Annotated in this window: 19 protein-coding genes and 1 tRNA gene; 7 read left to right on the forward strand and 13 right to left on the reverse strand. The window is 68.9% G+C overall.

Annotated elements, in window-relative coordinates; translation table 11 throughout:
* Positions 1-43: 43 nt before the first annotated feature.
* The 7 genes from LG334_RS19090 to LG334_RS19120 all read left to right on the forward strand — a co-directional run bounded on the left by LG334_RS19090 (position 44) and on the right by LG334_RS19120 (position 7,646).
* Positions 44-1,060, forward strand: coding sequence for a polyprenyl synthetase family protein (locus LG334_RS19090; RefSeq protein WP_404380497.1), 1,017 nt, complete (start codon positions 44-46; stop codon positions 1,058-1,060).
* A gap of 145 nt (positions 1,061-1,205) precedes the next feature.
* Positions 1,206-1,282 (forward strand) — tRNA-Pro (locus LG334_RS19095).
* 356 nt (positions 1,283-1,638) lie between these two features.
* Positions 1,639-2,757 (forward strand): TRAP transporter substrate-binding protein, encoded by a 1,119-nt coding sequence (locus tag LG334_RS19100; protein ID WP_404380499.1) that lies wholly within the window; start codon positions 1,639-1,641, stop codon positions 2,755-2,757.
* Between the two features lie 121 nt (positions 2,758-2,878).
* Positions 2,879-3,475, forward strand: a complete 597-nt coding sequence (locus tag LG334_RS19105; RefSeq protein ID WP_404380501.1) for a TRAP transporter small permease subunit — start codon at positions 2,879-2,881, stop codon at positions 3,473-3,475.
* Positions 3,476-3,496: 21 nt separating this feature from the next.
* Positions 3,497-4,852, forward strand: coding sequence for a TRAP transporter large permease subunit (locus tag LG334_RS19110; RefSeq protein ID WP_404380503.1), 1,356 nt, complete (start codon positions 3,497-3,499; stop codon positions 4,850-4,852).
* A 167-nt stretch (positions 4,853-5,019) separates the two neighbouring features.
* Positions 5,020-6,483: an IMP dehydrogenase gene (gene guaB, locus LG334_RS19115; protein WP_404380505.1), complete on the forward strand. Its 1,464-nt coding sequence runs from the start codon at positions 5,020-5,022 to the stop codon at positions 6,481-6,483.
* A gap of 215 nt (positions 6,484-6,698) precedes the next feature.
* Entirely contained in the window at positions 6,699-7,646 is a 948-nt protein-coding gene (locus tag LG334_RS19120; RefSeq protein WP_404380507.1) for an NAD-dependent epimerase/dehydratase family protein, read from the forward strand.
* A gap of 51 nt (positions 7,647-7,697) precedes the next feature.
* Here LG334_RS19120 and LG334_RS19125 read toward each other — a convergent pair whose 3' ends face one another.
* The 13 genes from LG334_RS19125 to LG334_RS19185 all read right to left on the reverse strand — a co-directional run bounded on the left by LG334_RS19125 (position 7,698) and on the right by LG334_RS19185 (position 22,088).
* Positions 7,698-8,093 (reverse strand): hypothetical protein, encoded by a 396-nt coding sequence (locus tag LG334_RS19125; protein WP_404380509.1) that lies wholly within the window; start codon positions 8,091-8,093, stop codon positions 7,698-7,700.
* Between the two features lie 129 nt (positions 8,094-8,222).
* A complete protein-coding gene (locus tag LG334_RS19130; RefSeq protein WP_404380511.1) occupies positions 8,223-8,687 on the reverse strand; it encodes a MarR family winged helix-turn-helix transcriptional regulator in 465 nt (154 codons plus the stop codon).
* A 6-nt stretch (positions 8,688-8,693) separates the two neighbouring features.
* Entirely contained in the window at positions 8,694-9,398 is a 705-nt protein-coding gene (locus LG334_RS19135; RefSeq protein WP_404380513.1) for an ABC transporter ATP-binding protein, read from the reverse strand.
* Positions 9,395-10,195, reverse strand: coding sequence for an ABC transporter ATP-binding protein (locus tag LG334_RS19140; protein ID WP_404380515.1), 801 nt, complete (start codon positions 10,193-10,195; stop codon positions 9,395-9,397). Before LG334_RS19140 ends, LG334_RS19135 begins: the two co-directional genes overlap by 4 nt.
* Positions 10,192-12,075: an ABC transporter permease gene (locus LG334_RS19145; RefSeq protein WP_404380517.1), complete on the reverse strand. Its 1,884-nt coding sequence runs from the start codon at positions 12,073-12,075 to the stop codon at positions 10,192-10,194. Before LG334_RS19145 ends, LG334_RS19140 begins: the two co-directional genes overlap by 4 nt.
* Before the next feature lie 211 nt (positions 12,076-12,286).
* A complete protein-coding gene (locus LG334_RS19150; protein WP_404380519.1) occupies positions 12,287-13,519 on the reverse strand; it encodes an ABC transporter substrate-binding protein in 1,233 nt (410 codons plus the stop codon).
* An 86-nt stretch (positions 13,520-13,605) separates the two neighbouring features.
* A complete protein-coding gene (locus LG334_RS19155) occupies positions 13,606-14,190 on the reverse strand; it encodes an amino acid synthesis family protein (RefSeq protein WP_404380521.1) in 585 nt (194 codons plus the stop codon).
* Complete coding sequence (locus LG334_RS19160; RefSeq protein ID WP_404380523.1) at positions 14,187-14,771, reverse strand: amino acid synthesis family protein; 585 nt, start codon at positions 14,769-14,771, stop codon at positions 14,187-14,189. The genes LG334_RS19155 and LG334_RS19160 overlap by 4 nt, the downstream gene beginning before the upstream one ends.
* On the reverse strand, positions 14,764-15,660 hold the full coding sequence (locus LG334_RS19165) for a UPF0280 family protein (protein ID WP_404380525.1): 897 nt from the start codon (positions 15,658-15,660) through the stop codon (positions 14,764-14,766). The genes LG334_RS19160 and LG334_RS19165 overlap by 8 nt, the downstream gene beginning before the upstream one ends.
* A gap of 8 nt (positions 15,661-15,668) precedes the next feature.
* Positions 15,669-17,150 (reverse strand): 6-hydroxynicotinate reductase, encoded by a 1,482-nt coding sequence (locus LG334_RS19170; protein WP_404380527.1) that lies wholly within the window; start codon positions 17,148-17,150, stop codon positions 15,669-15,671.
* Positions 17,151-17,152: 2 nt separating this feature from the next.
* Positions 17,153-19,894: a molybdopterin-dependent oxidoreductase gene (locus LG334_RS19175; protein ID WP_404380529.1), complete on the reverse strand. Its 2,742-nt coding sequence runs from the start codon at positions 19,892-19,894 to the stop codon at positions 17,153-17,155.
* Positions 19,891-20,742 carry an FAD binding domain-containing protein gene (locus tag LG334_RS19180; RefSeq protein ID WP_404380531.1) on the reverse strand — a complete coding sequence of 284 codons (852 nt, stop codon included), beginning with the start codon at positions 20,740-20,742 and terminating at the stop codon, positions 19,891-19,893. The genes LG334_RS19175 and LG334_RS19180 overlap by 4 nt, the downstream gene beginning before the upstream one ends.
* Before the next feature lie 149 nt (positions 20,743-20,891).
* The gene (locus LG334_RS19185; protein ID WP_404380533.1) at positions 20,892-22,088 is read right to left on the reverse strand and encodes an amidohydrolase family protein; all 1,197 of its coding nucleotides are present in this window, start codon (positions 22,086-22,088) and stop codon (positions 20,892-20,894) included.
* Positions 22,089-22,179: the final 91 nt, after the last annotated feature.

Below are 22,179 nucleotides of genomic sequence, written 5' to 3' on the forward strand. Positions count from 1 at the left end.
CCGGACCGCGTCCCGCCGCTGACTTTATAGTATAGGAACGATCGTGGAAGAGAACCAGAAGCCGAAGGCCGCGCCGCTGGACGCCCTCGTGGCGCTGGTGAAGGACGACCTGGAGGCCGTCAACCGCACCATCGTCGAGCGCATGGACAGCCCGGTGGCGCTGATCCCGCAGCTGGCCGGCCATATCGTCGCCGCCGGCGGCAAGCGCCTGCGCCCGCTGCTGACGCTCGCCGCGGCCCGCATGTGCGGCTACGCGGGCGTGGAGGCCGGCCAGATGCGCCACGTCAACCTGGCGACCTGCGTGGAGTTCATCCACACCGCCACCCTGCTGCACGACGACGTGGTGGACGAAAGCGCCCTGCGGCGCGGCCGGCAGTCCGCCAACGCGGTGTGGGGCAACCAGGCCAGCGTGCTGGTGGGCGACTTCCTGTTCTCCCGCGCGTTTGAGCTGATGGTGGAGGACGGCAGCCTGAAGGTGCTGGCGATCCTCTCGCGCGCATCCTCGGTGATTGCCGAGGGCGAGGTGGCGCAGCTCATCACCACCAACGACACCGATACCGACGAGGCCGCCTACCTCGGCGTCGTCCAGGGCAAGACGGCGGAACTGTTCGCCGCCGCCTGCCAGGTGGGCGGCGTGGTGGCCGAGCAGGACGAGGCGCGCGAGAAGGCGCTGCGCGACTACGGCATGGCGCTGGGCATCGCCTTCCAGCTGGTGGACGATTTCCTCGACTACTCCGCCAGGCAGGAGGCGCTCGGCAAGACGGTCGGCGACGACTTCCGCGAGGGCAAGCTGACACTGCCGGTGATCCTGGCCTTCGAGGCGGGGTCCGAGGACGAGAAGACCTTCTGGCGCCGCTGCCTGGAGGACATGGACCAGACCGACGCCGACCTCGCCCACGCCATGGAGCTGATGCGCGCCCACGGCACGCTCGACGAAACGCTCAAGCGCGCCCGCGACTACGGCGCCCAGGCCCGTGCGGCGCTGGAGGTCTTCCCCGATAGCCCGGTGCGGCAGTGCCTGCTGGACATCGTGGATTTCACGGTGGAGCGGGCTTACTGATCGGTCCTTTCGGGCTCCCTCTCACTGCGGGGGAGCCCGAGGGGGACCACGTTGGTCCCCCTTGGTTTTCCTTCCGTTTCTTCCGCGAAAAAACCTCTTGCAATGCCCCGGTCCGGGGGTCTATATACCGGGCCTCCAAGGCGAACGGAGTGTAGCTCAGCCTGGTAGAGCACTGTCTTCGGGAGGCAGGGGCCGGAGGTTCGAATCCTCTCACTCCGACCATGTAAAAGGGCGTCGATCCGCTGGATCGGCGCCCTTTTTCCATGCCGGCCGCTTCGCCCGACCTCCCCCCGCCCACGGCAATGCGCCATCCGGCGCCGGAAACGGCCAAGCGGCAGCGCCGCATCACCGGACGCACGGAAATCTCGTTTCCGGTTTCATCCAAGGGTTTAATCGTGCGCAGGACGCCGCTGGCGCGCATACGGCGCTTGTGCGTGGGGGCCACTTTGGCTAGCCTGAGTGCGCCACTACGGTATAGGTAAGGGGTCGGGCTGTCCGTCGGGTGGACCCGCCTCGCCGCAAGATTGCTAAACGGTCGGCCAACGGCCGGCTTAACGCGACCAGGGAGGAAATAGTTTATGCTCAAGCGAGTGACGAAGCACGCGCTGGCCATCGGCGTGGCCGCCGCGGTGACCGCCGGCGTGACGGCCGGCGCCCAGGCGCAGGACAAGGTGCGCTGGCAGATGACCATGGGCTTCCCGTCCACGCTGCCCGCCCTGGCCGACACCGGCCCGTGGGTCGCCGAGCAACTGGACAAGATGTCGGGCGGCAACATCGATCTGCGCGTCTTCGAACCGGGCAAGCTGGTCAAGGGCACCGAGATCTACGACGCCGTGGGCTCCGGCAAGGTCGACTCGGGCTACGTCTGGGCCGGCTATGAAATCGGCAAGCTGCCGGCCGCCGCCCTGTACGGCGCCGTCCCGTTCGGCATGGAGCCGGCGCAGTTCGCCGCCTGGATGCTCGAGAAGGGCGGCCAGGAAATGATGGAGGAGATCTACGCTCCCCAGAACATCGTTCCGCTGTTCTGCGGCACGATCTCGCCGGAATCCGCCGGCTGGTTCACCTTCCCGCTGGAGAACCTGGACCAGGTCAAGGGCCTGAAGATCCGCTTCGCCGGCCTGGGCGGCGAGATCCTGCAGAAGCTGGGCGCGTCGGTGACCCTGCTGCCGGGGTCGGAACTGTTCGAGGCGCTGGAGAAGGGCGTGATCGACGCCACCGAATTCTCGCTGCCGGTGGTGGATGAGCAGCTTGGCTTCTACAAGGTGGCCAAGTTCTACCACCTGCCGGGCTGGCACCAGCCGTCCACCAACCAGTACCTCTACATCAACAAGAAAAAGTGGGACGACCTGGACGAGCAGACCCAGGCCATGTTCCGCACCGCCTGCACCGCCGGCGTCGCCAAGTCCATCGCCCGCGCCGAGGGCACCCAGGGCGCGGCCCTGGAGCGCCTCCAGAACGAGCACGGCGTCGAGGCCGTCGAGGTTCCGGAAGAGGTCCTGGTCGCGCTGAAGAAGGCCGCCAATGAAGTCATGGCCGAGTATTCCGCCAAGGACGAGAACTTCAAGCGCGTCTACGACAGCATGACGGAGTTCATGGACGAGAACAGCCAGTGGCACCGCATGGGCTACCTGCCGCGTGACTGGCGCGCCAACCACCCCGAGTTGTACGGCGACGACGCCGCCACCACCGGCAACTGATCGGCGATCCGATCAAGGGCGGTGACGCCTGAATACCGGTGGCCGGCGCGCGCGTCGGCCACCGGCCTTTCCCTCATCTGGGCGGGGCATAACGCCCCGTCGCTTCGATAGCGGAGACTCCATGAGCGCAAAGCCCGTGGACCGCCAGGACAGCGCCGGCGATCACGACGCCCTGCCGGCCGACTTCAACCTGCCACGCACCCGCGTATCCAACGTGCTGGACAAGTTCGTGCGGGCGATCGGCCGCGCGACGGCGTGGCTTTGGGTCCTCCTGGTCCTGGTCATCGTTTTGCAGGTGGCCCTGCGCTACATCTTCAACATGGGCTCCATCCAGCTGGAGGAGCTGCAGTGGCATATCTATGCCGTCGGCTTCATCCTGGGCCTGTCCTACTGTCTGGTGGAGGACCGGCACGTCCGCGTCGACGTCGTGGCCGAGCGGCTGCGCCCCAAGACGCGCGCCTGGATCGAGATGCTGGGGCTGGTGCTCCTGCTGCTGCCGTTCCTGACGACGATCCTGATCCAGTCGGTGCCCTATATCTGGTCCAGCTTCATCCAGAGCGAGACGTCGGCCGCCCCCGGCGGCCTGCCGTACCGCTGGATTCTGAAGTCCTTCATGTTCTGGGGCTTCCTGCTGCTTATCATCGCCGCCCTTGCCCGCTTCCTGCGGTGCACGGCGTTCATCTTCGGGCTGCCGCGCCCGATCTGGCCGCGTGACTAGGGCCGAGGCAGGGGAAGAATCGTGGAATCATTCGAAATCATCGTCGTCATCCTGCTGCTCAGCTTCATCACGCTGATCTTCACGGGCTTTCCGCTCGCGTGGGTGCTGGGTGGCATTTCCTTCCTGTTCACCGTCATCGCCTTCGGGCTGGCGGACTGGTTCAACGTCGACACGTATTTCCTGCGCAGTTGGGATGATTTCGCGGTCATTGTCGACCGCATCTATGCGCAGATGTCGAGCTGGGTGCTGGTCGCCCTGCCCATGTTCATCTTCATGGGCCTGATGCTCGACCGATCAGGCGTCGCCGAGCGCCTGATGAAAAGCTTCGTCAAGCTGTTCGGCGGCCTGCGCGGCGGCCTCGCGATCACGGTCATCCTGATCGGTGTGCTGCTGGCGGCATCGACGGGCATCGTCGGCGCATCCGTGGTGCTGCTGTCCATGCTGGCCCTGCCCATCATGCTGGAGAAGAACTACTCCAAGCCGCTGATGACGGGCGTCGTGGCCTCGTCCGGCACGCTGGGCATCCTGATCCCGCCGTCGATCATGCTGGTCATCATGGCCGACCAGTTGTCGCTGCCCGTCGGCACCCTGTTCATGGGCGCGGTGTTCCCCGGCCTGTTGCTGGGCGTGTGCTACGTGCTCTACGTGATCGGCGTCGGCATCTTCAATCCGGCCGCCGCCCCCGCCCCGGCCCAACACGAGCGCATCACCTGGGCCGACGTGGTGGACACGCTGCTGGCGGTCATTCCGCCCTTCGGCCTGATCCTGGCGGTGCTGGGCACCATCTTCTTCGGCATCGCAACGCCGACGGAGGCGTCGGGCATCGGCGCGCTGGGCGCGACGCTTCTGGCCGCCGCCAACAAGCGCCTGAACATGGACGTCGTCCGCCAGGTGGCGCGGGAGACCTCGCTCACCACAGCCTTCATCTTCGGCATCTTCCTGGGCGCGACGGCGTTCGCGCTGGTGATGCGGTCGCTGGGTGGCGACGAGTTCATCGGCGACCTGCTGACGGGCCTGCCCTTCCCCGACTGGGGCGTGGTGGCGTTCATCCTGTTCATCGCCTTCCTGTCCGGCTTCTTCCTGGACTGGCTGGAGATCAGCCTCATCATCCTGCCGCTGGTGGCGCCGGTGGTTGAGGCGCTGGGCTATGACTTGGCTTGGTTCACGGTGCTGTTCGCCGTCTGCCTTCAGACCAGCTTCCTGACGCCGCCCGTCGGCTTCTCGCTGTTCTACCTGAAGGGCGTCGCCCCGCCGGGGATCGAGATCAGGCACATCTACAAGGGCGTCATTCCCTTCGTGCTGATCCAGATCTTCGTGCTGGTGATGGTCTTCCTGTTCGAGGACATCGTCATGTGGCTGCCGGGGCAGATGTACTAACGTTTCAGCCCCTTGACGGCCGTTGTCTGACGCCCCGCCCGGCCTTCCGGCGCGGGGCGTCGCTTTTCCCGGCCGGCGCATGGCAGATGGCATTTTACGGTTGCTTGAGGCGGGGCGGGTTCTGTGTATATTGGCGGGCACCCTGATCAGTCCCCCTGCGAGGTGCCATGTCCTTCCCCGAAGCCCTGACGTTCGATGACGTCCTCCTGGTCCCGGCCGCCAGCGAGGTCCTGCCGGCCAACGCCGACGTCAAGACCCGCCTGACCCGCGACGTCACGCTCAACATCCCGCTCATGTCCGCCGCCATGGACACGGTGACGGAAAACGCGCTGGCCATCGCCATGGCGCAGCTGGGCGGCATCGGCGTCATTCACAAGAACATGGACGTCGACCAGCAGGCCGAGGAAGTTCGCCGGGTCAAGCGCTATGAGTCGGGCATGGTCGTCAATCCGCTGACCATCTACCCCGACGCCACGCTGTCCGACGCCCTGCAGATGATGGCCGACAACCGCATCTCCGGCATTCCGGTGGTGGAGCGCGGCACCGACAAGCTGGTGGGCATCCTGACCAACCGCGACGTCCGGTTTGCCTCCGACATGGCCCAGCCCGTCGCCAGCCTGATGACCAGCGACAATCTGGTCACGGTGCGCGAGGGCGTCACCCAGGACGAGGCCAAGCGCCTGCTGCACAAGTACCGCATTGAGAAGCTGCTGGTTGTCGACGACACATACCGCTGCATCGGCCTGGTGACGGTGAAGGACATCGAGAAGGCCACCACCTATCCGCACGCCGCCAAGGACCCGTCGGGCCGCCTGCGCGTGGCCGCGGCCACCGGGGTGGGCAAGGACGGCCTCACCCGCGCCGAGGCCCTGCTGGCCGCCGGCGTGGACGTCATCACGGTCGACACCGCCCACGGCCATTCCGCCGGCGTGATGACGGCGGTGCGCGAGATCAAGCGCATGTCCAAGGACTCCCAGGTCATCGCCGGCAACATCGCCACGCCCGAGGCCGCCAAGGCCCTGATCGAGGCGGGTGCCGATGCCGTGAAGGTCGGCATCGGCCCCGGCTCCATCTGCACCACGCGCATCGTGGCGGGCGTCGGCGTGCCGCAGCTTTCAGCCATCATGGAAGTGGTGGAAGAGGCGCGGAAGCACGGCGTGCCGGTCATCGGCGACGGCGGCATCAAGTTCTCGGGCGACTTCGCCAAGGCCATCGCGGCGGGCGCGGACTGCGTCATGGTCGGCAGCCTGCTGGCCGGCACCGACGAGGCGCCGGGCGAGGTGGTGCTGTTCCAGGGCCGCAGCTACAAGAGCTATCGCGGCATGGGCTCCGTCGGCGCCATGGCGCGCGGTTCCGCCGACCGCTACTTCCAGCAGGAGGTCACGGACAACCTGAAGCTGGTGCCGGAAGGCATCGAGGGCCGCGTGCCCTACAAGGGGCCGGTCGCGGGCGTCGTCCACCAGTTGATCGGCGGCCTGAAGGCGGCCATGGGCTACACGGGCAACGCCACCGTCGCCGACATGCAGCGCAACTGCCAGTTCCGCCGCATTTCCAACGCAGGCCTGAGCGAGAGCCACGTCCACGACGTCTCCATCACCGCCGAGGCGCCCAACTACCGCATCAGCCGGTAAACGGCGCCGGCTCAAGGCTGCCCCGAAGGAAGGGTGCCCGGACCACGTCCGGGCACCCTTTTTCGTGGTCGACGCCCATGGGGTAACACGCCTGCCCGCCGCCGCCCCGCCGCCTGGAGCAATGATCGTGCGGGCGCCCCGTGCTACCTGGAAAGACATGGGGAAAGACATGCCAGGGGCCGCCCCGCGCGGGGCGGAAACCAAGCGGGCATGGCATGGCTTCATATCTGATTACCGGCGGCGCCGGCTTCATCGGGTCCCACCTGGCCGACGCGCTTCTGGGCGCCGGCCACCGGGTCCATGTGCTGGACGATCTGTCCACGGGCCGGCGCGAGAACCTTCCGGCGGACGCCGCGCTGACGGTGGCGGACGTCAACGACGCCATCGCGCTGGACCGCATTGCGGCCGACGGGCTGGACGGCTGCTTTCATCTGGCCGCCGTGGCGTCGGTGCAGCGCTGCAACGAGGAGTGGCTCGCGACCCACGACGTGAACCTGCGCGGCACCATCTCGGTGCTGGAGGCCGCACGGCGTTTCGGCTTTCCCGTCGTCTACGCCTCGTCCGCCGCCGTCTATGGCGACTGCGACCGGCTGCCCCTGCGCGAGGACGACGCCCCCACTCGGCCGATGACGGCCTACGGCGCCGACAAGCTGGGGTCGGAACTACACGCCCGCGTCGCCGGCGTGGTCCATGGCGTGCCCACCTTCGGGCTCCGCTTCTTCAACGTATTCGGTCCGCGCCAGGACCCCGCCTCGCCCTACTCCGGCGTCGTCAGCATCTTTGCCGACCGCCTGGCGCGCGGCCAGCCGGTGACCATCCACGGCGACGGCGGCCAGTCGCGGGACTTCGTGTACGTGGGAGACGTGGCCCGTGCCCTGGTGGCGGCCATGCGGAAGGCCGACGTCACCGCCCCCGTCGCCAACGTCTGCACCGGCCGCGCCACCACCGTGCGGACCCTGGCGGAGACGCTGGCGACCCTGACCGCCAGCACGGCGGCCATCTCCAGCGGGCCGGCGCGGACCGGCGACATCCGCCATTCCCTGGGCGATCCCGGGGTGATGGCGCGCGCACTGGGCGTAACCGCCGACGTGTCGCTGGCCGACGGCCTGGGTGCCTTGTTGGCGCACGCCTCGCCCGGGCGCCCGCCGATTCCCGCCGAATAGCGGGGATCGCGGAGCCGGAGGCGTGGGCGGAGCACACCTGTTCTGGCGCCCTTACTGGGTGGCGGGCTGCCCGGCGTCGGCGGACGGGCGGGTACGGGAGACGATCTCGCAGGCGCCCTTGCCCTGGGCCGGGATCACGCTGCCCATGTCCACAACGTGCCGGCTGTGCACCGCCCGCAGCGACGGCCGAAGAATGGTGGTGAAGGTGATCGGCGTGCCGGCACGGTCATTCTCGATCACCACCAGCGCCGCGTCCGTGCGCACCACCGTGCCTCGGTTGCCGATGCCCGGCGCCAATCCGACGCGCACGCGGTCGGGCTCGGACATGCGGATATACAGGTCCGGCAGGGTGTCGAAGGAACAGCGGTATTCGGTGACGGCAGCGTCCGCGGCGGCGGGCGCGAGTGCAAGGCCAAGAACAACAACGGCGGCAGCACGACGAAACATCAAAATTCTCCGCAACGAAACAGGTCGCCAGAACCGCTTCATTATCGGAGGCGCAAGAGACTCCGCCCATTCCCCTGCCGTCGCCCCCTGCCTGCCGAAAGGATTACATTCAGGTTACAGGATACCGTTTCATGTGAGTTTTGCGAGAAGTCGCATGAAGTGTGCCTTCTCTTCCGCCGACAGCGGTTCCAGCGTGCGGCCGGAAATGTCCAGCGCCGCCGGAAAAAGGCGCTCGACCAGGGCGCGACCCGGCTCGGTCAGTGCGATCAGGTGCATCCGCCGATCGGCGGGGCTGTCGGTCTTGTCGACCAGCCCGCGCGCCTTCAGCCGCGTGACCACGCCCTTGATGGTGGCGACATCCATGGCCGTCTGCCGTCCCAGGCTGTTCTGCGAGCACGGCCCCACCTCGTGCAGCTTCGCCAGGGCGGCGAACTGCATGGGCGTCAGGTCTTCGGCCATGTGCGCCGAAAAGATGGCCAGGTGCCGCTGCTGGGCCTTGCGCAGCAGGAATCCCACCTGGACGTCCAGGCTGTAGCCGGCCGGCGCATCGGGGGCGTCGGTGAGGGTTTCTGTATCGTCGTCCCGGATCGTCATGACCGCTCACACCGCAAGGTAGGCGTCCCGCACCTGCGGGTTCGCTTCCAACTCGTCCATGGTGCCTTCATAACGGATGCGGCCTTTCTCGATGATGTACGCCCGGTCGGAAATAAGCCGCGCGAAGTGGAGGTTCTGTTCCGACAGGATGATGGTCAGGCCCTGGCGCTTCATTTCCGTCAGGGCCTCGGCCATCTGCTCGACGATCTTGGGCGCCAGGCCTTCCGACGGTTCGTCCAGCAGCACCAGCGACGGATTGCCCATGAGGGTGCGCGCGATGGTCAGCATCTGCTGTTCGCCCCCCGACATCTGCCCGCCGGGGCGCTTGCGCATCTCGGCCAGGTTGGGGAACAGGGTATAGAGCATGTCGGGCGTCCAGGTGGGCGCGCCCTCGCGCGGGGGCTGGCGGCCGACCATCAGGTTTTCCTCCACCGTCAGGTCGGTGAAGATGCGCCGGTCCTCGGGCACGTAGCCCAGGCCGAGGCGGACGATCTCGTGCGCCTTGCGGCCGCTGACCGTCACGCCGTCGAACACGATGTCGCCGGTGATGCCGGGCACCAGTCCGACGATGCTGGCAAACGCGGTCGTCTTGCCCGCTCCGTTGCGGCCCAGGAACGCCACCACCTCGCCATGATCCACGCGGGCGTGGAGATCGAACAGGATGTGGGCGCGGCCGTACCAGGTGTTCAGGTGATGGATTTCCAGCTTCATTCGCCCGCCTCCGCCCGCGGGGCTGCGTCCGCGCCCTTTTCCTTGCCATAGACCGCGCCGGTGCCCAGGTACACCGCCTGGACGTCGGCGTTGTTGCGGACCTCCGCCGGCGTGCCTTCCACGATCAGCCGCCCGCGGTCCAGCACCATCACCCGGTCGGCATGGCCGAAGACCACGTCCATGTCGTGTTCCGTGAACAGCACCGACACGCCGCGCCCCTGCACGACGCGCGCTACCAGTTCCATGAGCTGCACACGCTCCTGCGGGGCCATGCCGGCGGCCGGTTCGTCCATGAGCAGCACGCGCGGGTCGTTGGCGAGCGCGATGGCCAGCTCCAGCCTCTTCAGGTCGCCGTAGGCCAGCATCCCGCAGGCCCGGCCCGACTGGTCCTCCATGCCGACCAGCTCCAGCAGGTCGTAGGCCTCGTCCTTGTAAAGCGCGCCGGCAAACGGGAGCATGGCACGCAGGCGGCGGTGGTGGGAGATCAGCGCCATCTGCACGTTCTCGATCACCGTCATGGACGTGAAGGTGGCGGTGATCTGAAACGTCCGCCCCACCCCCAGCCGCCACACCTTGCGCGGCGGCAGGCCCAGGATTTCCGCGCCGAACAGGCGGATTGAGCCGCTGTCGGGCTTGAGCTGCCCATTCAGCATGTTGAAGCAGGTGCTCTTGCCCGCCCCGTTGGGGCCGATCAGCGCCAGCATTTCCCGCTCCTTCAGGCCGAAGGAAACGCCGTCGACAGCCTTCACGCCGCCGAAGGCCTTGGCGAGGTCGCGGACCTCCAGCGCATGGGTCATGCCGTGCCCTCCCGCGCCGGTTCCTCGTCGCGGCCGTCCCTGTCAGACATCAGAGGCTGCACGCGGCGCTGCCAGAAGCCGACGATGCCCTCGGGGAAAGCCACCACCAGCACCACGATCAACCCGCCCAGGATCAGCTTCCACAGGTCGGTCTCGCTGGTCATGTAGATGGACAGCGCCTCGTAGACCGCCGCCCCCACCACAGGCCCGGCGACGGTCTGGATGCCGCCCAGCAGCACCATCACCAGCCCGTCCACGCTGGTGGGGATCGCCAGCACGTCGGGGAACACGCTGCCCTTCAGGTAGGCGTAGAGCACGCCGGCGAACCCCGCGAAGGACCCCGCCAGCGTGAAGCACAGCCATTGCAGCGACATGCGGTTCATGCCGATGCTTTCCGCCCGCAGCACGCTGTCACGGCAGCCGCGCACCGCATAGCCGAAGGGCGCGAAGACGATGCGGCGGATCGCCAGGATGCCCAGCGTCACGATGCCGAGCGTCAGGTAGTAGAACACCATGGGGTCGCTCGCCCAACTGCTTGGCCAGATGCCGAGGATGCCGTTGTCGCCGCCGGTCACCTCGTACCACTGGAAGACGATGGACCAGACGATCTGCGCAAACGCCAGCGTCAGCATCGCCAGATACACCCCCGACAGCCGAACGCAAAACCACCCGAACAGCGCCGCCCCGGCCACCGCCAGAAGCGGCCCGGCCCACAGCCCCACCTCCATGGGGGCGCCGGTGAAGCGCACCAGCAGGGCCGCGCCATAGGCTCCCAGGCCGAAATAGGCCGCGTGGCCGAAGCTCACCATGCCGCCGACGCCCATCATCAGGTGCAGGCTGGCGGCGAACAGGACGAAGATCAGGATTTCCGTGGACACCGCCAGCAGGTAGTTGCCGGCGAAGATGGGCAGCAGCGCGAGCACCAGCAGCAGCCCGAGCGACAGGTTCCGCCCCCGTGCGCCCAGGCGCTTCCAAGGCTGGAGCGCGGTGCCGACCGCCGCCCGCGCCGCCCCTTCCGGCTTGCCCAGAAGGCCCCACGGCCGCACCACGAGCACGACGGCCATCACCAGGAACACCAGCACCAGCGTGATCTTGGGGAACAGCAGGATGCCGAAGGCATTCAGCTCGGCGATGATGAAGGCCGCGAGGAAGGCGCCGAAGACGTTGCCCAAGCCCCCGATGACCACGATCACGAAGACTTCCACGATGATTTGCAGGTCCATCATGTGATGCACCGCCTCGCGCGGGATCTGCACCGCCCCGCCGAGTGCGGCCAGGAAGATGCCCAGCGTGAAGACCGAGGTGAACAGCCACGCCTGGTTGACGCCCAGCGCCGCGACCATGGTGCGGTCCTGCGTCGCGGCGCGCACCAGCACGCCCCAGCGCGTCTTGTGGAACAGCAGCCACAGCCCCGCCAGGACGATGGGGCCGAGCGCGATCAGCATCAGGTCATAGGCCGGGAACAGCTGCCCGAAGATGTTCACCGCCCCCTCCAGCCCCGGCGCGCGGGGGCCGAGCAGGTCCTCCGGCCCCCAGATGAGCACCACCAGGTCTTCGACCATCAGCGTCAGGCCGAAGGTGGCGAGAAGCTGGAACAGCTCCGGCGCCTCGTAGATGCGGCGCAGCAGCGTCATCTCCACCAGCGCGCCCAGGGCGGCAACGATGAGGGCGGCGAGCGGCAGCGCGACCCAGAACCCCAGCGGTCCGGTCAGGGTGGTCGTCAGGGTGTAGGCGACATAGGCGCCCAGCATGTAGAAGGCGCCGTGGGCGAAGTTCACGATGCGGGTGACGCCGAAGATGATCGACAGCCCGCTCGCCACCAGGAACAGCGCCGAGGCACTGGCGAGCCCGTTGAGGAACTGGACGAACAGGAAATCCACCGGCGGGTCCTTTGCCTGCGAAGGGCAAACTTTGGAACGGTACAGGAGCACCCTGTAGAAAGCCGGGCTCCCCAAGCCTGCGGAGTCGCAAGACGTGCGCTTGCGGACACTGCGGGCCACCGCCCCTGCGGCGTGAGCCAAGCGCGCGGTCAACGCGCACCCGGCGCCCGAGGGCGTCCCGGTGATCGCAAGCGGTCACCGGGACAGATAATCAGGACCCCGGCCGCATGGCCTTGGCCTCTTCCGGCGGCGGCAGGTAGTCGGCGCCGTCGCGGTATTCGAAGTCCACCATCACGCCCTTGCCGTCCTGCACGGCCGTGCGGCCGACGTAGGCGCCGAGCGTGCTCTGGTGGTCGGCGGCGCGGTAGGTGATGGGACCAAGCGGCGAGCCGACCTCGATGCCTTCGGCGGCCGCGATCAGGTCCTCGGTGTCCAGGCTTTCCGCCTTCTCCAGGATTTCGGCGACCGAATACATGGTGGCGTAGCCGACGATGGAGCCGAGCCGCGGGTAGTCGTCGAACTTCGCCTGATAGGCTTCAAGGAACTTGTTGTGCTCCGGCGTGTCGATCTGGTCCCACGGATAGCCGGTGACGATCCAGCCTTCCGGCGTCTCGCCGCCCAGCGGGTCCATGTACTCGGGCTCGCCGGTCAGCAGGCTGACGACCTCGCGGTCCTGGAACAGGCCGCGCGTGGTGCCCTCGCGCACGAATTTGGTCAGGTCGGGGCCGAAGGTGACGTTGAAGATGGCGTCCGGCTCCGACTGCGCCAGCGCCTGGACGGTGGAGCCCGCGTCGATCTTGCCGAACGGCGGCCACTGCTCGTTCACCCATTCGATGTCGTCGCGGCGGCGGTCCATGGCCTTCTTGAACGCTTCCACGGCCGACGTGCCGTATTCGTAGTTGGGCGCGACCGTGGCCCAGCGCGTCGCGTCCAGCTTGGCGGCTTCCTCGGCCAGCATCTCGGCCTGCATGGTCACGCTCGGGCGCAGGCGGAAGGTGTAGTCGTTGCCCTTGGACCAGACCAGCGCGTCGGTCAGCGGCTCGGCGGCCAGGAAGAACACCTCGCGCTGCTTGGCGTAGTCCGACACCGCCAGCCCGACGTGCGAGAAGAACGTGCCCATCAGAAGTGCGACGTCCTCGCGCTGGGTCAGTTCGTTGGCGGCGGTGACGGCGTCGCCGGGCTTGCCGGCGTCGTCCTTCGAGATCACCTCCAGTTCGCGCCCGTTGACGCCACCGGCGGCGTTGATCTCCTCCAGCGCCAGTTGCCAGCCCATGCGGTAGGGCTCGGTGAAGGCGGGCAGCGCCGTGTAGCTGTTGATCTCGCCGATCTTGATTGCATCCTGCGCGAGCGCAGCCCCACCGGCCCCGAGGCCGCTCGCCGCCAGGGCCGCGATGCCGGCCACCGCCGATACCGCCCCGTGCGTCAGTCGCTTGGTCCAAGCCATTGTGATGCCTCCTGTTGTCCCTGTTGCACCGCCGGAAACAGTTTCTCTGTCTTGTTGTGGCGGATCGACCGGCGGATGGAAAGTCCTTATCTCAGCCCGTCTTCCCCCTTGGCCTCGTCCTTCGTCAGCCCCCCGACGCGCGGCAACGGGCGCCCGCTGTCGGTCACGGCGATGGCGACCAGGATCTCGTCGGCGCGCGGGGCGTCGTTGATGGAGACCTCCATGCCGTCGAAGTGGCTGCGGACATAGGCCGCGTCCTTGTGGCCGAGTGGAATGTCCAGCACCTGCCCAGGCCCGCCGCGCTTCTTGGACGACGGCACCAGGGCGGCACCCTTTTCCACCTCTTTCCGCAGCGGCGCGCCCATCTTGGGGTGCAGCAGGGCGGCGGCGTGCTCAAGCTCGCCATTTTCCCCGACCAGCGCGGCCTTGCCGTAGCTTTCCGCCTGGTCGGGACGGATGCCCAGCGCCTCCACGCAGCGGTGGCCGAGCAGCGCGCCCAGTTCCGCGCCGATGTCCATGAGCGGCGTCAGATCCTCTTCGTACCGTCCGGCGAAGGGGTTCCTTATCACCGCCACGGCGGCGGCGCGGCGGGTGGGCGGGTCGATGGGCCTGCCCATTTCCTGATGGATTTCGTCCACCACGACCATGAGCTTGCGAATGTCGGCTCTCATCGCAGTCCGTCCTCCCCCTGAATGTCCGCCGCCGCCAGGCCGCCGACGCGGGCATGGACGCGCGGCCCGGTGGTCATGACCAGCGCCACGATCATCTCGTCGGCGCGCGGGGCGTCGTTGATCCAGACCTCCATGGCGTCGAAGTGGCTGCGCACGTAGGAGGCGTCGATGTGCGTCACCGGCACGTCCAGCCGCGTGCCCGGCCCGCCGACCTTCTTGGTGGACGGCACGATGGCCTTGGCCCCGCCCAGCGCCTCGCGCATGGCATAGCCGCCCGGGACGTGCCAGAGCGCGCCGTGCTCAAGCTCTCCGTTGGTGCCGACGATGGCGCCCTTGCCATAGCCCTGGATGGCCTTCGCATCGCCGCCCAGCGCCTCGATCAGCCGGTTGGCCATGGACAGGCCCAGCGGCTTCAGGTCCTCCATGAAGCCGGCGATCTCGGGCTCGTAGCGGCCGGCGAAGGGGTTGGCGATGACGTTGAGCATGGCCGCCTTCCTCAGCGGCACGTCCGGCGGCGGGCCGCCCTCGTGGAAGATTTCCTCCACGATCAATTGCTGCTTGCGCACGACCACCTCAGGCATCGGCTGGTTCCTCCCTTGTTTCGTCGCGCTCCGGCGCCGTCAGAACGCCGTCGGGCTGGCCGACCACCCGCATGCGCGTCCCCAGCACCAGGAAGGCGGCCTTGATGAGGCCCTGACGCACCATGCGCGCTGCAACCTGCGTGCCGGCGTCTAGCGCGCTTTCCTGCTCGGCCTCGGTCAGCGGCCCCACCGAGACGGTGACCGGCCGGTCGCCCAGGTCGCTGTCGGGCGCAAGCTCGCAGGCCGGCACGCGGGTAATGCCCGGATGGCCCGGCAGGTCCACGGCATTGGCGGCCAGCGTCGACGCCGCATCGGCCGTCGCGGCATCGCCCGCCAGAACGGTCACCGAATCGGCGATGCCCAGGGTGTGGCTCCGCCCGCCGCGCCCGCTGGTGGCAATGCCGCGCGGACGCATGGCGTGGGTGATCTCCAGACCCGCAGGGCGGCGCGGGTTGAGCGGGTCCACCACCACGCCGACGCGCCAGCTTTGGCCCGGCGCGATGTACAGCGCCATGTCGCCGCCATTGTTGACCGCCGCGCGGTCCAGCCTGCGGCCCGCCACCAGGGCGGTCAGAACCTCGTCGGCCACCGCGCCGGCAACCGCCGCCATGGGCGTGATGAAGGTGGGTAGGTGCGGGACCGCCGCCGCCCACATGCGCCGCGCCACCGGCCCGGCCAGCGGGCACGGCCCGGCGGCGACCATGGTTCGCAGCAGCGGCAGTTCCTCGCACAGCTCCGGCAACAGGTGCCGAAAGCGGGCGGCCGCCTGCTCGTGGGCCGCCGCCACCTCGTCGGGCGCGCCATCGGCCTGGATGATCAGGTCGATGGGGCCGTGCGACAGGTGCATCCGTCGGCCGTCGGGCAGCATGCTGCGGGTGGGCTGTTCCATGTCCTTCCCTATCCGCGCCAGCGGAAGTTGAGGCGGTCCATGGGCCACGGATTGTCCGTGCTGGCCGCCAGGTTTCGCTTGCGGGCGACGTCGCGCACCTTTTCCAGCCGCACCACCGCCTTCATGTGCCCGCCGAGCGCCTGATAGTCGGCGAGCCGCATGGTGAACTCGATGGGGGCGACGATGGCAGGTGTCGGCACGTAGCCAAAGGACCGTTCCGGCATTCTGGTGACGTCCACCATGAAGGTGATGCCGCCGCCGGGCCAGACGAAGACCGGCGCACCGCCGCTGGACACATAGGTCAGCGTGTCCTTGACCGACCGCGTCAGCTTGACCGGGTTTTCCGTCACGCCCGCCCGCAGCGAGCCCCCGGCCCCGCCGATGAACATCACCGAGCACAGCGCCGGCTCGCAGTTCTCCTGGATTCGCTCCACGGAAAACCGCATGGCGTCGGGCAGGTCGCGGCGCCGGGGTTTCAGGTCGTCGTCGAGCACATAGTACGCGGAGTGATCGCCGGTGGTGGAGACCATGAGCATGGTCAGCCCCGGCCAAGCCTGCTTGGGATTGAAGTCGCCCAGGATGGTCAGCGGGTCGGTGATGTTGGTCCCGCCCCAGCCGGTGCCCGGCTCGGCCACCTGGAAATAGCGGCCGGGGGTGGAGCGACGGCCCTTGATCTTGATGCCGGTCGGCGGCACGTCCAGCACCTTGCCGGCCTGATGTTCCGACAGCACGCCGGTGATGTGATCGTCGACCACCACCACCTCGTCCACATGGTCGCGCCACTGGCGGGCGAACATGCCGATGGTGGCCGAGCCGCAGCCCACGCGCATCCGGTTCTCGCGCTCTCCGTCCACCACGGGCGCCTGCCCCGCCTGAACGGTGACGGACGCGCCGCCGTCGATGGTCAGGTCGACGGCCTCGCGGTTGCACAGGTCCATGATCGCATCGCAGGTGACGCGGCCTTCCCTCTTGCCGCCGCCGGTCAGGTGATTGACCCCGCCGATGGACAGCATCTGCGAGCCGTATTCGCCGGTGGTGACATGGCCCACCGGCTCCCCGTCGCGGCGCACCAGCGCGCGTTCGGGGCCGAGGTGGCGGTCGGTGTCGATCTTCACCTTGGCGCCGCAATAGCTGAAGATGCCCTCCGTCACCACCGTCACCATGTCCACGCCGTCGACCTCGCTCGCGACGATGAAGGGGGCGGGCTTGTAGTCGGGGTACGTGGTGCCGGCGCCGACGGCGGTGACGAACCGTTCCGCCGTGTTCAGCATGTCGCCGTCCCACTCGGCGTCGGAGGCCAGGAAGGGCACCACGGCGCGGTCCTCGCCGGCTTCCTCCAGGATCACCAGCGGGTCGACGCGGGTCAGGTCGCCGCCGACGTTGGCGTAGCGGTCGCAGGCGCCGGCCCTGCCCTCGGCGATGTAGCACATGACAGGGCAGGCATCGCAGCGGATCTTGCCGTCGGCGGTGGCGGGGCCGGCTTCGGGCATGGTCACCCCCTCCCCTTGATGGCGGCGCGGACGCGGTCGGGCGTCGCCGGCAGGTCGCGGATCAGCACGCCGGTGGCGTGGCGGATGGCGTTGAGGATAGCCGGCGCGGTCGGGATCAAGACCTGCTCGCCGATGCCCTTGGCGCCGTAGGGCCCGTGGGCGTCGGGATCTTCCACCAGGATGGTTTCGATTTCAGGCATGTCGCCGACGGTGGGGATCAGGTAGTCATGCAGGTTTTCCGTCCGGCCCGGAATGAACTCCTCCATCAGCGCGAGGCCGAGGCCCTGCGCCGAGCCGCCTTCCACCTGCCCCTCGATGAGCGTCGGGTTGATGGCGCGGCCGACGTCGTGGGCGCAGGTGAGTTTGCGAACGAAAACGCGGCCCAGCTCCGTGTCCACCTCCACCTCGGCCACATGGGCGCCCCAGCCGAAGGCGGCGTAGGGCTCGCCCTGGCCGTTCTCATCCAGCGGCGCGGTCGGCGGGTCGAAGGTTTCCTCGGCCTTCAGCACGAAACCGTTTGCGTCGGCCTCAAGCGTGGACAGGTCCAGTTCCCGGTCACCGGCGCGCAGGCAGGTACCATCGAGGACCAGGGGCGAGTCGTCCCGCGCGTTGAGCCGCTGGAGGATGGCCGTCCGCAGCGCCCGCCCGGCCAGGAACGCCGCCTTGCCGGTGACGAAGGTCTGGCGGCTGGCCGATGTCTTGCCGGCGTCGGGTGTCAGGTCGGTATCCGCACCCACCAGCGTGAAGCGCTCCACCGGCAGCCCCAGCGCATCGGCGCAAATCTGCGTGATGACGGTGTTGGAGCCCTGGCCGATATCCACCGCGCCCTGATGCAGCACAAGCCGCCCGTCCGCCTTCAGCCCGACGCGGATGGTCGACGGGTTGGGCAGGGAGGTGTTGCCGCAGCCGTACCACATGCCGGCGACGCCCACGCCGCGCCTGATCCTGCCGTCGGAGGCGGCGTTGAACGCCTCCGCTTGCGCCCGAGCCTTCTCCCACGCCGGGCGCAGGGCCTCGAAGCAGGCGCGGATGCCGACACCCTGCTGGAAGACCTGCCCCGTCACGGTGGGCTGGCCGTTGGTGAGCGCGTTGCGCAGGCGGAACTCCAGCGGGTCGAGCCCCACCGCATCGGCCAGTTCGTCGAACAGGGTTTCCTGCGCCACCGCCGACTGCGGCACGCCGAAGCCCCGGAAGGCGCCGGCCGGGGCGCAGTGGGTGTGGACGGCCACCGACCGGCACTCATAGGCCGGATGCAGGTAGGGGCCGGAGGCATGAACCGGCACCCGGTTCGCCACCGTCGGGCCCCAGGAGGCATAGGCGCCGGTGTTGAAGGTGCCCTGGAAGGTCATCGCCGCCAGCCTGCCGTCGCGAGTGGCGCCGACGGTTGCGGTGATGCGGGCGGGGTGGCGCTTGGTGGTGGTCGCCATGCTCTCCGGCCGGGTGTAGGCCATGCGTGCCGGCTTGCCCGTGACCCAGGCCGCCAGGGCGAGGAAGGGCTGCACCGACAGGTCCAGCTTCGACCCGAAGCCGCCGCCGACGCTTGTCGGCAGGATGCGCACGGCTTCCGGCGCCAGCCCCATGATGGCGGCGGTGTCGTCGCGGTCCATGTAGGGGGCCTGGGTGCAGGCGGCGATCTCCAGCCGATCGCCGACGCGCCGCGCCCAGCCGGCTTCGGGCTCGATGTAGGCGTGTTCGATGAAGCCCGTGGAATAGGTGCCGGAGACCGTCACCACATCGTCGGCGGCCAGGGCCGTTTCCGGCTCCCCGCGCCGCACGAGGCCGCGCACCAACACGTTGCCCGGCCGCTCCGGGTGGACGGCCTCCGCCCCCTCGGCAAGCGCGTCCTCGGGCGTCAGCAGGGCCGGCTTCTCGGTCCAGGTGACGGGGAAGTCGGACAGGTCCAGCGCGTCGACCACCGCCGCCGGGCCAACGACCGCCGCCACCGCCTCGCCCTTGAAGCGGCAGCGGGTGCGGGCGAAGACGGGCTGGTCGGCCAGCGGCGGGATGACGCCGAAGCAGTTGCGGCCGGGAATGTAATCGGCGGTCAGCACCGCTTCCACGCCACGATGCGCGCGGCGCCAGCTTTCCACGTCGCCCAGCTTGACCGCGCAGTGGTGATAGGGGCTGCGCACCACGCGCACCGTCAGGGCATCGAGGGGCGGGAAGTCGTCGCCGAAGAGGTCGGAGCCCAGAACCTTGGGCAGTCCGTCCACCCGGTCGAGCCGCGCGCCCACCGCCCGCCCGGCCTCCGCCCGCGCGGCCTCCGGCAATGCCCCGCCGGCGGCCATGACGGCCTGGATGATCTTGGAATAGCCCGTACAGCGGCACAGCACGCCGCCCAGCGCATCCTTGACCTCGGCCTCCGTCGGCCGGGCGGTGCGGCGCAGGAGGGCGGTGGCACTCATGAGCATTCCCGGCGTGCAGATGCCGCACTGCGCCGCCCCGAGTCGCAGGAAGGCCGATTGCAGGGCATCGGGCACGCCGTCGCGCGCCAGTCCTTCCACCGTTTCCACCGTCGCGCCGTCCAGGCGGCCGGCGTGGACCATGCAGGCGCAGACCGGCTCGCCGTCCAGCAGGACCGTGCAGGCGCCGCAATCGCCGGCGTCGCAGCCGACCTTGGTGCCGCGCAGTCCCATGTCTTCCCGCAGCACCTGGGTGAGCCGGCGCAGGGGCTGGGTCACGAGGCGGGCGGGCGTGCCGTTGATCGTAAACGCGATGGTGACGGCGGGGCTGTCGAAGGTCATGCCAGCGCCCCCCGGCAGGTACGGAGCGCCCGGCGCACCAGCGTCCGCGCCGCCCCGCGCCGGTAGCCGGCGGTGGCGCGCACGTCGTCGATGGGCGAGAGCACCGCGAAGTGCTTTTCCTCCACCAAATCCTCCAGCAGCGCGCCGGCCTCGGCGTCGCACAAGGCCGCCTCCAGCCCGCGCAGGCGGCGGGCGACCGGCGAGCACGAGCCCACCGCCACACCGGCGCGCACGATCCGCCGCGACTCGGGATCGCGGTGCAGGACGACGGCGGCCATGGCGATGGAGATCACCAGATAATGCCGCGCCCCCAGTTTCAGGAAATCCGACACCCCCGGCGCGTCAACGTCGGGGATCAGCAGGGCCGTCACCAGTTCCCCCGGCTGGCGGTTGGTCTGGCGCGGGCCGGTGATGAAGGCGTCCAGCGGCTCCACCCGCGTTCCAGTCGCGCCCGAAACCTCCACCGCCGCGTCCATGGCCATCAGCGGCACCACGCCGTCGGCGGCGGGGCTCGCGTTGCAGACGTTGCCCGCCACCGTGCCGGCGGACTGAATCTGCACGCCGCCGACTTCGCGCGCGGCCAACTTCAGGCCGTCGAACCAGGACGGCAGGTCGGCGCGCAGAACGTCCGTCCAGGTGGTCAGCGCGCCGATGCGCCAGTGGCCTTGCGCCTCCCGCGTGATGCCGCGCAACGCCGAGAGGCCCGAGATATCGAGAATGGGGTCGCGGATGGGTCCGCCGACGGCGGCCGGATAGACGTCCGTCCCGCCCGCCAGGATGCGGAACGGCTTGCGCGCCAGCGCCTCCAGCGCTTCATCGACCGTTCGGGCACGCAGGTACTCGGCCATCCGAAGGCTCCTCGGGACCAGAAAAGAAAGGACGGGGGCGCCGGGGCGGGGCGGCTCGGGGCGCCCCCGTCAGGCTCCGTGCCGGGGCTGGGAGGGAGTGTGGAGGAGCAGCACCCGGCGCGGGATGGGAAACGTGTGCAACGGCGCGGCTAGCCGGGCGCAACCAGTTCCGCCAGCCGCTCTGCCGGGGGCGTGTTGCGCGACCGGCCGGTGCGCACCACGCCGTCGATGATGGTCATGCTGATGCCCGGCAGGTCGCCGAGCCGCACGCTGTCCAGGATGTCCTTGCCGGCGGTGTGCTGGGCGCGGTCCATGATGACGAAGTCCGCCGCCCGGCCGGGCTCGATCAGCCCGCAATCCAACTCGCGCATGCGGGCGGTGTTGCCGGTGGCGAAGCAGAAGGCCGTTTCCGCCGGCACGTCGCCCAGGCTGGACAGCATGGCCACCATGCGCAGGATGCCGAGCGGCTGCACGCCCGAGCCGGCCGGGCTGTCGGTGCCCAGGATCACCCGCTCCGGCGCGCCCAGCTCGAAGGCGGTGCGCATGGCGAACAGGGCCATCTTCTCGTTGCCGTTATGGACGATCTCGATCCCGCGCGAACAGCTTTCGCACAGGCAGCGCACCTGATCCTGCGGCAGGGCCGTGTGGCCGCCGTTGATGTGGCCGATGATGTCGGCGTCGGCCTCCAGCACCACGTCGGCGTCGATGAGGCCCGATCCGGGGATGGAGGGGCCGCCGGTGTGGATGGTGCTCTGGATTCCGTATTTCCGGGCCCAGGCGACCATCTGGCGGGCTTCCTCGCCCTGCTTGACGCCACCGAGCCCGACCTCGCCCAGCAGTTTCACGCCGGCGTCGGCCAGGTCCTTGAAGTCCTGCTCCGTCATGCCCTGTTCGATGACCGGCGCGCCGGCGTGCACCTTCACCCCCGCCGGGCGGGCGTTGAGGAAGGAACGCTGGGCGAAGATCGCCATGGCCTTGAGGCCGGGAATGTCCTTGGGGCGGCCGGGCGTGTGAACCTCGCCGGCAGAGACCATGGTGGTCACCCCGCCGTTGAGGAAGCTGTCGATCCAGTTGAACTGGCTCTGCCGCGGCGTCCAGTCGCCCAGCACCGGATGCACATGGCTGTCGATGAGGCCGGGCGCGACGGTGGTGCCGTGGGCGTCCACCACCCGGTCGGCGCGGTCGGTGTCCAGGTCCCGCTCCCGCCCGACCGCATGGATGCGCCCGTCGACGCAGACGATGCAGTCGGCGTCCAGGATGGGGTTCGCCAGATCACCCGACAGCATCAGTCCGACATTGCGGATCACGAGCGTGCCGGAGGTAGGGGCTTGCGCTGGGGCGGCCATGGGCTCGGCCTCCTGGGTTCCGCCCGGCCGGAGCGGAGACGCCGCGCGGTCGGATCGTTAGTACACCCTCATTTACCCGAGGAAGTCTCAC

Origin of the sequence: Caenispirillum salinarum (genome assembly GCF_044803115.1) — a bacterium.
Taxonomy (GTDB): Bacteria; Pseudomonadota; Alphaproteobacteria; order Rhodospirillales; family Rhodospirillaceae; genus Caenispirillum; species Caenispirillum salinarum_A.

Excerpts from the sequence above, each read along its gene's own strand:
- LG334_RS19100 (WP_404380499.1), top strand. The coding sequence starts at position 1,639 with ATGCTCAAGCGAGTGACGAAGCACGCGCTGGCCATCGGCGTGGCCGCC.
- LG334_RS19105 (WP_404380501.1), top strand. The coding sequence starts at position 2,879 with ATGAGCGCAAAGCCCGTGGACCGCCAGGACAGCGCCGGCGATCACGAC.
- guaB (WP_404380505.1), top strand. The coding sequence starts at position 5,020 with ATGTCCTTCCCCGAAGCCCTGACGTTCGATGACGTCCTCCTGGTCCCG.
- LG334_RS19120 (WP_404380507.1), top strand. The coding sequence starts at position 6,699 with ATGGCTTCATATCTGATTACCGGCGGCGCCGGCTTCATCGGGTCCCAC.
- LG334_RS19125 (WP_404380509.1), bottom strand. The coding sequence starts at position 8,093 with ATGTTTCGTCGTGCTGCCGCCGTTGTTGTTCTTGGCCTTGCACTCGCG.
- LG334_RS19130 (WP_404380511.1), bottom strand. The coding sequence starts at position 8,687 with ATGACGATCCGGGACGACGATACAGAAACCCTCACCGACGCCCCCGAT.
- LG334_RS19135 (WP_404380513.1), bottom strand. The coding sequence starts at position 9,398 with ATGAAGCTGGAAATCCATCACCTGAACACCTGGTACGGCCGCGCCCAC.
- LG334_RS19140 (WP_404380515.1), bottom strand. The coding sequence starts at position 10,195 with ATGACCCATGCGCTGGAGGTCCGCGACCTCGCCAAGGCCTTCGGCGGC.
- LG334_RS19150 (WP_404380519.1), bottom strand. The coding sequence starts at position 13,519 with ATGGCTTGGACCAAGCGACTGACGCACGGGGCGGTATCGGCGGTGGCC.
- LG334_RS19155 (WP_404380521.1), bottom strand. The coding sequence starts at position 14,190 with ATGAGAGCCGACATTCGCAAGCTCATGGTCGTGGTGGACGAAATCCAT.
- LG334_RS19160 (WP_404380523.1), bottom strand. The coding sequence starts at position 14,771 with ATGCCTGAGGTGGTCGTGCGCAAGCAGCAATTGATCGTGGAGGAAATC.
- LG334_RS19165 (WP_404380525.1), bottom strand. The coding sequence starts at position 15,660 with ATGGAACAGCCCACCCGCAGCATGCTGCCCGACGGCCGACGGATGCAC.
- LG334_RS19170 (WP_404380527.1), bottom strand. The coding sequence starts at position 17,150 with ATGCCCGAAGCCGGCCCCGCCACCGCCGACGGCAAGATCCGCTGCGAT.
- LG334_RS19175 (WP_404380529.1), bottom strand. The coding sequence starts at position 19,894 with ATGACCTTCGACAGCCCCGCCGTCACCATCGCGTTTACGATCAACGGC.
- LG334_RS19180 (WP_404380531.1), bottom strand. The coding sequence starts at position 20,742 with ATGGCCGAGTACCTGCGTGCCCGAACGGTCGATGAAGCGCTGGAGGCG.
- LG334_RS19185 (WP_404380533.1), bottom strand. The coding sequence starts at position 22,088 with ATGGCCGCCCCAGCGCAAGCCCCTACCTCCGGCACGCTCGTGATCCGC.